This is a genomic window from Fulvivirga aurantia (assembly GCF_009711475.1).
GTDB lineage: Bacteria > Bacteroidota > Bacteroidia > Cytophagales > Cyclobacteriaceae > Fulvivirga > Fulvivirga aurantia.
The window spans coordinates 1-7,450 of record NZ_SMMD01000760.1; the positions used below are offsets into that span (position 1 = coordinate 1).

Sequence of the window (7,450 nt, forward strand, 5' to 3'; positions counted from 1 at the left end):
CATAAGAAAGATATGCCTGGTCGTAAAACACAAACAGATATGAGGTTTCATCGTAATGCAACCTGACCTCTAAATTTGCCGTGAGAAACTGTTCGGCAAAAAAGAAATTTTCGTTAAACCCTCTTAACGACTGAAGGCCTCCTACCCTGTACAGGTCATTTAAGAATAAGTTATCATTGAAAATTTTAGCCCCTGTCAATCTAATGGATGTGCCAAAAGAGTTACTCAAGCGCAACAGAGGATTTATCGAGCCTTGTATATTGTATTGAGCAGACCTACTATCAACCTGGTTAATTATCTCGGGTGGTAGATTATCGATATTTCTGATTTTTTTACTGCCAACCGCCAGTTCTAAATGCGTGGCAATTCCTCTGGGCACTTTTGTATCAGTAATGTCTGTATACTCATGTCTTAAACCGTAATAGTTAATATTAAAGTCTGATACATCTGCACGTTGCTCTGATTGAGTACTTAGTGATCTGGAAGACTCTAGACGTGTAAAAAAGCTTATGTCGTGAAGAGAGGGCTGGTAGTGAAAGGAGATCAGTCCTTTTCTATTAATAAATGTAGAATCTTCCTTAAGCAGATAAAACGATGACTCAAAATCAAGAGGTGAGTAAAATAGATTTCGATGAAAATAGCTTAACTCTAAAAGTTGTGATTCTGGTTTGAGGCTTTGCCAATGTACATCCAGTGCCTTTCCGCTGTTGAACAGATTATTTAAAGCCATCTCAAACTGCCCGGTAATCAATGTGCTTCCATCCGCTTTTTCATTTGGTAAGAACCCTATAATACCATCGATACGGTTAGTCTTTACTTTCTCAAGTGTAAGTGTTATTTCAGCCTTTTCATTTTTAAATACTATGACAGGGACTTCTGTAAGTCTTGCAAAAGAGAGTCTCTTAAGTCTTCTGTCTATATTATCTATACTCGTTTGACTAAATGGCTCACCCGGCCGAATATCTAAATAGGCCTCGAGCCACGACTTTTTCACAAAAGAATCTCCTTTTATAATGAGCGAGTCAAAAGTTATAAGTGGCCCGGGTTGAAATTGAAGTGAGGCTGAAATTGTATTTTCTCTTACTTTGACTGAATCAAGGGATATGGAAGCAAAAGGGTAGCCGTTATTTTCTCCGTACGACAATATTCTGTCGTAAAGTTTACCTACCTGATCAAGTCGAAATGGTTTTTGAGTGTACGATCTTTCTTTAAAAGAAACTCTTGACTGAATCTCTTCATTTAAATTGCCGCTACTTAACGACACCCATTCAAACCTTGGGCCCGTAAAAATCTCAATGGTAAAAGAACTATCGCTTAATTGAGTAACCCCATTGACTCTGGAAAGTAGAAACCCAGCTTTATGTAGTGCATTTATATTTTTTGACACTTCTTCAACTACTTGTAAAGTATCAGTATAACTGATTGCACTTGTCAGCTGATCATTAAGGTTTTGGCCTGATGGAAGGTATTCTAGATTGGCTTTTTTATTTTGAGCAACAACTGATACAGGTATTAGCAGGGAAAGAAATATGATATGTATTAAAGGCTTGACCAAATAGTAATACTTTTGCAGTGAATTTACAGATAACACAATGGCTGGCATATATATTCACATACCTTTTTGTAAACAAGCGTGCTATTACTGCGATTTTCATTTCAGTACAAATCAGACGCTGAAGGCTGAAATGGTAAACGCAATTTGCCAAGAGCTTGTAATACAAAAGAATTATGTTGAAGGAAAACCTATTGAAACTATCTATTTTGGGGGTGGAACACCTTCTCTTTTAACCCAGCAACAGACTGAACAAATTTTAGCAACCGTTTATGATCACTATCAGGTATCATCTCAACCTGAGGTTACGCTTGAAGCCAACCCTGATGATCTTTCTGAGAAAAAACTTAATGAATTAAAGGCTCTGGGAGTCAATAGGCTTAGTATAGGTATACAATCCTTTGATGATGAAGTTTTGCGATTTCTTAACCGGGCACATGATTCCGGAGAGGCTTTTAAGTGTATAGAAAATGCTCGTACGGTTGGAATCGACAACCTCAGTATTGACCTTATCTATGCCATCCCCGATAGAAATTCTGAGCTATGGACAAAAGATTTACAAGCCGCAACCAACCTTGAACCCAGCCATATTTCGAGCTATTGCCTGACAATAGAACCAGATACGATTTTTGGTAGAAAAAGAGAAAAGGGGAAGTTCAAAGACGTAAGTGACGACAAAGCCGCGGACCAGTTTGAAATTTTAATTAATCATTTGTCGGAAAAGGGCTATGAGCAATACGAGGTGTCTAACTTTTGTTTACCGGGCAGAGAATCAAAGCATAACTCATCTTACTGGAAGCAGGAAGCCTACCTGGGTGTCGGGCCAAGTGCGCACTCATATAACAGAGTAAATCGCCAATTTAATGTGAGTCATAATAAAAAGTATCTCGATGCTCTGGCGGTAAATAACATCCCGTTTACGTTAGACGCGCTATCGCAAAAAGATAAAATCAATGACTATTTGCTCACTACCTTGCGCACCAAATGGGGAGCTGATTTGCAAAGGCTAAAAATGGAGTTTGGTTATGACCTTCTTACAGATCAGGCCGATTATATCAATAACCTATTAGAGCAGCAAAACGCTCAGGTAATGAATAACCATCTTGTACTTTCTAAAAAAGGGCTATTACTTGCAGACCTAATTTCATCGGATTTATTTCTATTATGAATATACAGTTTACTTACGACCACCGAATTTTATCTGCAGACCTCTCTCAGCCATTGGATATTTCACTTCCAATAAAAGATGGTAGCTCAAATCCAAACTGTTATTGGGCTGAGCCTGTAAAGTTTGAAACTATAATTTTGGGTGATTTTGTTGGTAGTGTTGCTCAGGGTGGAAGTGTAAATTATCAAAAGATAACTCTTACACCTCACGGCAATGGTACTCATACAGAGTGCTATGGGCATATCACGCCAGATGAGCATGGCACTATCAGCAACACTTTAAAAGAAAGTCATTTTGTGGCTGAGCTAATAAGTTTAACTCCAGAAAAAATTGGTGAAGACGAAATAATTACTTTTGAATCATTTGTAGCCAATTGGCCGCAAGAAAGAAGGGACGCTGCAATTATAAGAACTCTACCAAACGATGAGAGCAAAAAACTAAGGCAATACTCAGGGCAAAACCCATCTTATCTGGATCATAAAATTACTGAGTTTCTACACTCACAAGGTGTCGAACATCTGGTACTTGATTTACCATCAGTAGACAAAGAGGTTGATGGTGGTGCACTGAAAGCGCATCGTGCCTTTTGGGGCTTACCTGATAATACAAGAAAGGGTGCCACAATTACTGAATTGGCCTACATAAATGATAATATAAAAGACGGTCTGTATTTATTAAACATGCAGACATTAAACCTGGAGATGGACGCTTCTCCTAGTCGACCGGTTCTTTATAAAATTGCTGGCATTTAAAGAAAAAAATACGTTTTTTGCCGCTTAACAATTGCGCATGACATCAGAGGAGAAAAAAGCATACTTATTACTCAAAGCAATAATCTTTCATTATCACGGTCTTGATGAAGATGAGCGGAATAATTTAAATGAAACTGCTGATAGCCTCGATGGACAAGCAGAACTCCAGTGGGCCAACGATTTTATAGCGGAAGACTATTTTAATTCTTTCGAACGCGCCCGAGAGTACCTCAATGATGTTGTAGGCGATTACCGCAAAGAAAACCGTGTGAAACTTATAGAAATGGTCTGGCAAGCCAACAACCTTAAAGGTTATGTGACAGAGCTTGAGGCAACTGCCATGTTGAAGCTTGCCAAAGACTGGAAAGTAGAAGCTGAGCTTATTGAGTTATTAAAGAAGCTCTCTTCTTAACTTATAAACTCATCATTTCTTTAAACTTGGCTGCCTGACGCCTACTCACCTCCACTTTATCACCACCACGTAGCTTTACCATAAGTCCACCGTTAAACCATGGCTCGATAGTTTCGACCCAGCTTAAGTTTACAATATGTTTACGGCTCGCTCTAAAAAAGCTTCTGGTGTCTAATTTTTCGTCAAGCGCATTGAGAGACTTATGGATCATTGGTCTATTGTTATCAAAATACACTTTGATGTAGTTACCGTCAGACTCAAAAAGGCGGATATTCGAAAGGCTTACAAACCAACACTTATCACCATCTTTTACAAAAACCTGATCCTCAAGCGCCAATTTCTTTTCCTCGTCTTGCGGTTTTTTTGCTGTAGATTCCTCAGGCAGCTTACTAATGCTTTCTTTCAGTCTTTCTGGTTGTATAGGTTTGAGCAGATAGTCTAACGCATTTACTTCAAATGCTTTCAATGCAAACTCATCATAAGCTGTAGTAAAGATTACCTTCGGAACGTTATCAAGCATTTCTAACAGTTCAAAACCAGTTTTTCCAGGCATTTGAATGTCCAGAAACAGCAAGTCAGGATTTTCTTTTTGTATCAGTTCCTGAGCTTCATCTGCATTGGCAGCTTCGCCTACTATTTCAACATTATTATATTCTGCGAGCAAATTGCTCAGTTCCTTCCTCGCTAATCTTTCATCATCAATTATAAGTGCTCTCATGCTTGCATGCTTTTAGGTATGATCAATTCGGTTATTACCGTATTGTCTGATTTATTATAAATTTTAAATGAGGCCGCTTCACCATAAAGTAAATTTAACCTTTGGCGGGTATTTTTTAAGCCAAGCCCCCCTTTTTCCTTTGGTTTGTTGGCCGGAGCCTCAGTAAACTGTCCACTGTTTTGAATCTCTATTCGTAGCCCATCATCTCTAAGATAAGTCTTCATCTTTATGAATCCACCCTCTTTGAGTCTGGAGATACCGTGTTTCACGCAGTTTTCTACCAGGGTTTGTAACATCAATGGGGGTACATAAAATTCATAACTCGCAGGATGAATGTCAAATTCTGTTTGCAACCGCTCTTCAAAACGGATACTTTCCAGTCCAAGATAATCTTTAACGGTCTTTAGCTCGCTTTCGAATTTAGTTAATCGCTTTTTATCCGAAGCCAATGAGTTTCTTAAAATACTCGATAGCTGCGTGATAGAGTTTTTTGATTTTACAGGATTTTCATCTACCAAAGCACGGATACTATTTAGTGCATTGAATATGAAATGTGGGTTTAACTGTGACTTTAGGTTATTTAACTCAATTTCATGAATTGCTGCCTCGTGTTTCAGTGAAATATTGTACTGCTCAAAATAGTGGTAAATAAAGTATAAAACGGCCCACAGAAATAATATAAGGGAGTAAACAATAGACAAACCAAGGATATTGGCAGGACTTAGCGCCACTTCAGGATTGTAAATATTAAGTGGTATTGAAACCAATAACCTGGCAAAATAAACGATTATGCCTATGAAAAATATGGCTATCAGAATTCTCGGAATCAACCTGGCCATACCAAGTGCCAGCCAGCCCCACTTTATGATCAGCAACCTGAACGAGTGGGTAAAGATTAAAAACAAAAAAGCCTCGATAAGCCAAAATATGGCTTGATTTAAACTTACAAGTTGCCCACCAAATACGAGAAATCCCACGATTTGCACCAGTGCAAACGTAAACCACCCTCCAATTTGTAACGACCAGTATAGTTTAAGTTTATTCAACGATTAAAAATTTTGCCCTAATCTAATTGATTACCAGTAGCTGGTCTCTACACTATTTTACCAATGGATAAAAAATACCCTAAATGGAGTCAACCATCGGTTCTCACCAAGAAAAAGAAAAGAAAAAGTGTACCTGCAATGAGCACCCAGGATAGTATGGTCATCAACCTCTCATTATTAGGGAAGGTTTTATCCTTAATTAACCCCATGGTTATAAAAGCTGAGCCTGCCACTGCATAGAGTGCAAACTCCCAAAAATCCCGAATATACACTTGATACAGAGAAAAGGCGACCATGATTGAGCCTACCAGGTATTGAATAAAAGAGCCTTTCATACGATAAATTACATAGAGGTTTACACCTCTTCTTTGATTCTATTTTTGGGGATAAATTTACGTATAATCAAGCGGGTGCCTTTGTCATAAGTAAAATAATTCCATACCCAGTTGCTAAAGACTATGATTTTATTTCTGAAACCAATGATTGAAATAAGATGAATAAACATCCATATCAACCAGGCCATGAAACCCCCAACTTTCATATTTCCGATATCTGCTACAGCCTTATTTCGACCTACCGTTGCCATCGAACCCTGATCTTTATATTTGAAAGCTTTCTTCTGCTTACCAGAAAGTATGTGTTTGAAATTTTGAGCTAAATGCTCTCCTTGTTGGATCGCTACTGGCGCCAACATCGGATGCCCTTGAGGAAATTCATCGGAAGACATCATGGCAATATCGCCTATGGCAAATACATTGTCGTGCCCTTTTACTGCATTATAAGGATCTACCAAAAGACGCCCTTTGTCTATTGATTCTTTATTTAACCCTTTAGGGAAATTTCCTTTTACCCCAGCAGCCCAAATAAGCGTGTGTGTGGAAATATGGCCTCCGTCTCCAAGGTCTGCTACCAGTCCATCGTAAGATTTAACCATAGTATTGAGCCTTACTTTTACTCCAAACTTTTCAAGGTATTTGAGCGCACGCTTTCCGGAGGCTTCAGACATACCACGAAGAAGCCTGTCATCACCTTCTAAAAGAGTAATGGTCATTAGGCCAAAGTCAAGCTCAGGGTAATCTCCAGGTAGAATATTATTTTTTAGTTCGCCCATGGCTCCGGCTACCTCCACACCAGTAGGGCCACCACCGACTATTACAACATTCATTCTGGAAGCTAATTCCTTTTCGTCTGTAGCAATGTTTGCTGCTTCGAAATTTTGAAGTATATGGCTTCTCAGATCAAGTGCTTGAGGGATCTGCTTAAGAGGAAACCCGTTTTGCATGATCGACTCATTACCAAAAAAATTGGTTTTTGAGCCTGTGGCAAGTACGAGGTAGTCATACTTTACTTCTCCTATTTCAGTTTTTATTAAATTATTTTCCGGCTCGATGCTATACACCTCTGCCATCCTAAAGAAAAAATTCTTTACAGGTTCTAGTTGTTTCCTGAGCGGATCTGCAATTGAGTCTGGCTCCAGGCCTGCGGTAGCCACCTGATAAAGCAGGGGCTGAAATGTGTGATAGTTGTTTCGGTCGAAGAGTACAACTTGCACCGGGAGGTTTTTTAATCGCTTTACAAGTTTTATTCCTGCAAACCCCCCACCAATAACTACAATACGGGGTTTATCTGTGCTGGGCAATGGTACCTGACTCATATAATTTGTCTATCTAAATTTCAACTTTAAGTTACAGAAAGTAACGAACTAGAGGGGGTGCATGTTAAGACAAATTTTTATTACTGAGTTGGGAACTCTTTTTCGCTCGAAATGCTTTCTATAATAAGCAATTTTCGTAGTTGATAAT

At 38.8% G+C, this 7,450-nt stretch carries 8 protein-coding genes; 3 read left to right on the forward strand and 5 right to left on the reverse strand.

Annotated elements, in window-relative coordinates; all coding sequences use genetic code 11:
• Positions 1-1,555 (reverse strand): BamA/TamA family outer membrane protein (locus E1176_RS09370; RefSeq protein WP_155210351.1); only part of this gene is annotated, 1,555 nt, incomplete at its 3' end.
• A gap of 37 nt (positions 1,556-1,592) precedes the next feature.
• Between E1176_RS09370 and hemW the strand changes: the two genes are divergently transcribed.
• The 3 genes from hemW to E1176_RS09385 are packed head-to-tail and all read left to right on the forward strand — an operon-like array spanning position 1,593 to position 3,884.
• Positions 1,593-2,720, forward strand: coding sequence for a radical SAM family heme chaperone HemW (gene hemW / locus E1176_RS09375; RefSeq protein ID WP_155210352.1), 1,128 nt, complete (start codon positions 1,593-1,595; stop codon positions 2,718-2,720).
• Positions 2,717-3,472 carry a cyclase family protein gene (locus tag E1176_RS09380; protein WP_155210353.1) on the forward strand — a complete coding sequence of 252 codons (756 nt, stop codon included), beginning with the start codon at positions 2,717-2,719 and terminating at the stop codon, positions 3,470-3,472. The genes hemW and E1176_RS09380 overlap by 4 nt, the downstream gene beginning before the upstream one ends.
• Before the next feature lie 37 nt (positions 3,473-3,509).
• Positions 3,510-3,884: a hypothetical protein gene (locus E1176_RS09385; RefSeq protein WP_155210354.1), complete on the forward strand. Its 375-nt coding sequence runs from the start codon at positions 3,510-3,512 to the stop codon at positions 3,882-3,884.
• A 1-nt stretch (position 3,885) separates the two neighbouring features.
• Here E1176_RS09385 and E1176_RS09390 read toward each other — a convergent pair whose 3' ends face one another.
• From E1176_RS09390 to E1176_RS09405, 4 genes are all read right to left on the reverse strand, one after another.
• Complete coding sequence (locus tag E1176_RS09390; protein ID WP_155210355.1) at positions 3,886-4,602, reverse strand: LytR/AlgR family response regulator transcription factor; 717 nt, start codon at positions 4,600-4,602, stop codon at positions 3,886-3,888.
• The gene (locus E1176_RS09395) at positions 4,599-5,648 is read right to left on the reverse strand and encodes a sensor histidine kinase (RefSeq protein WP_185152722.1); all 1,050 of its coding nucleotides are present in this window, start codon (positions 5,646-5,648) and stop codon (positions 4,599-4,601) included. The genes E1176_RS09390 and E1176_RS09395 overlap by 4 nt, the downstream gene beginning before the upstream one ends.
• Positions 5,649-5,737: 89 nt before the next feature.
• Positions 5,738-5,983, reverse strand: coding sequence for a hypothetical protein (locus E1176_RS09400; protein ID WP_155210356.1), 246 nt, complete (start codon positions 5,981-5,983; stop codon positions 5,738-5,740).
• A gap of 20 nt (positions 5,984-6,003) precedes the next feature.
• Positions 6,004-7,302: an NAD(P)/FAD-dependent oxidoreductase gene (locus E1176_RS09405; protein WP_155210357.1), complete on the reverse strand. Its 1,299-nt coding sequence runs from the start codon at positions 7,300-7,302 to the stop codon at positions 6,004-6,006.
• Positions 7,303-7,450: the final 148 nt, after the last annotated feature.

Bases quoted from the DNA above. Each gene is read 5' to 3' on its own strand.
- E1176_RS09385 (WP_155210354.1), top strand. From the start codon at position 3,510: ATGACATCAGAGGAGAAAAAAGCATACTTATTACTCAAAGCAATAATC.
- E1176_RS09400 (WP_155210356.1), bottom strand. From the start codon at position 5,983: ATGAAAGGCTCTTTTATTCAATACCTGGTAGGCTCAATCATGGTCGCC.
- hemW (WP_155210352.1), top strand. From the start codon at position 1,593: ATGGCTGGCATATATATTCACATACCTTTTTGTAAACAAGCGTGCTAT.
- E1176_RS09405 (WP_155210357.1), bottom strand. From the start codon at position 7,302: ATGAGTCAGGTACCATTGCCCAGCACAGATAAACCCCGTATTGTAGTT.
- E1176_RS09390 (WP_155210355.1), bottom strand. From the start codon at position 4,602: ATGAGAGCACTTATAATTGATGATGAAAGATTAGCGAGGAAGGAACTG.
- E1176_RS09380 (WP_155210353.1), top strand. From the start codon at position 2,717: ATGAATATACAGTTTACTTACGACCACCGAATTTTATCTGCAGACCTC.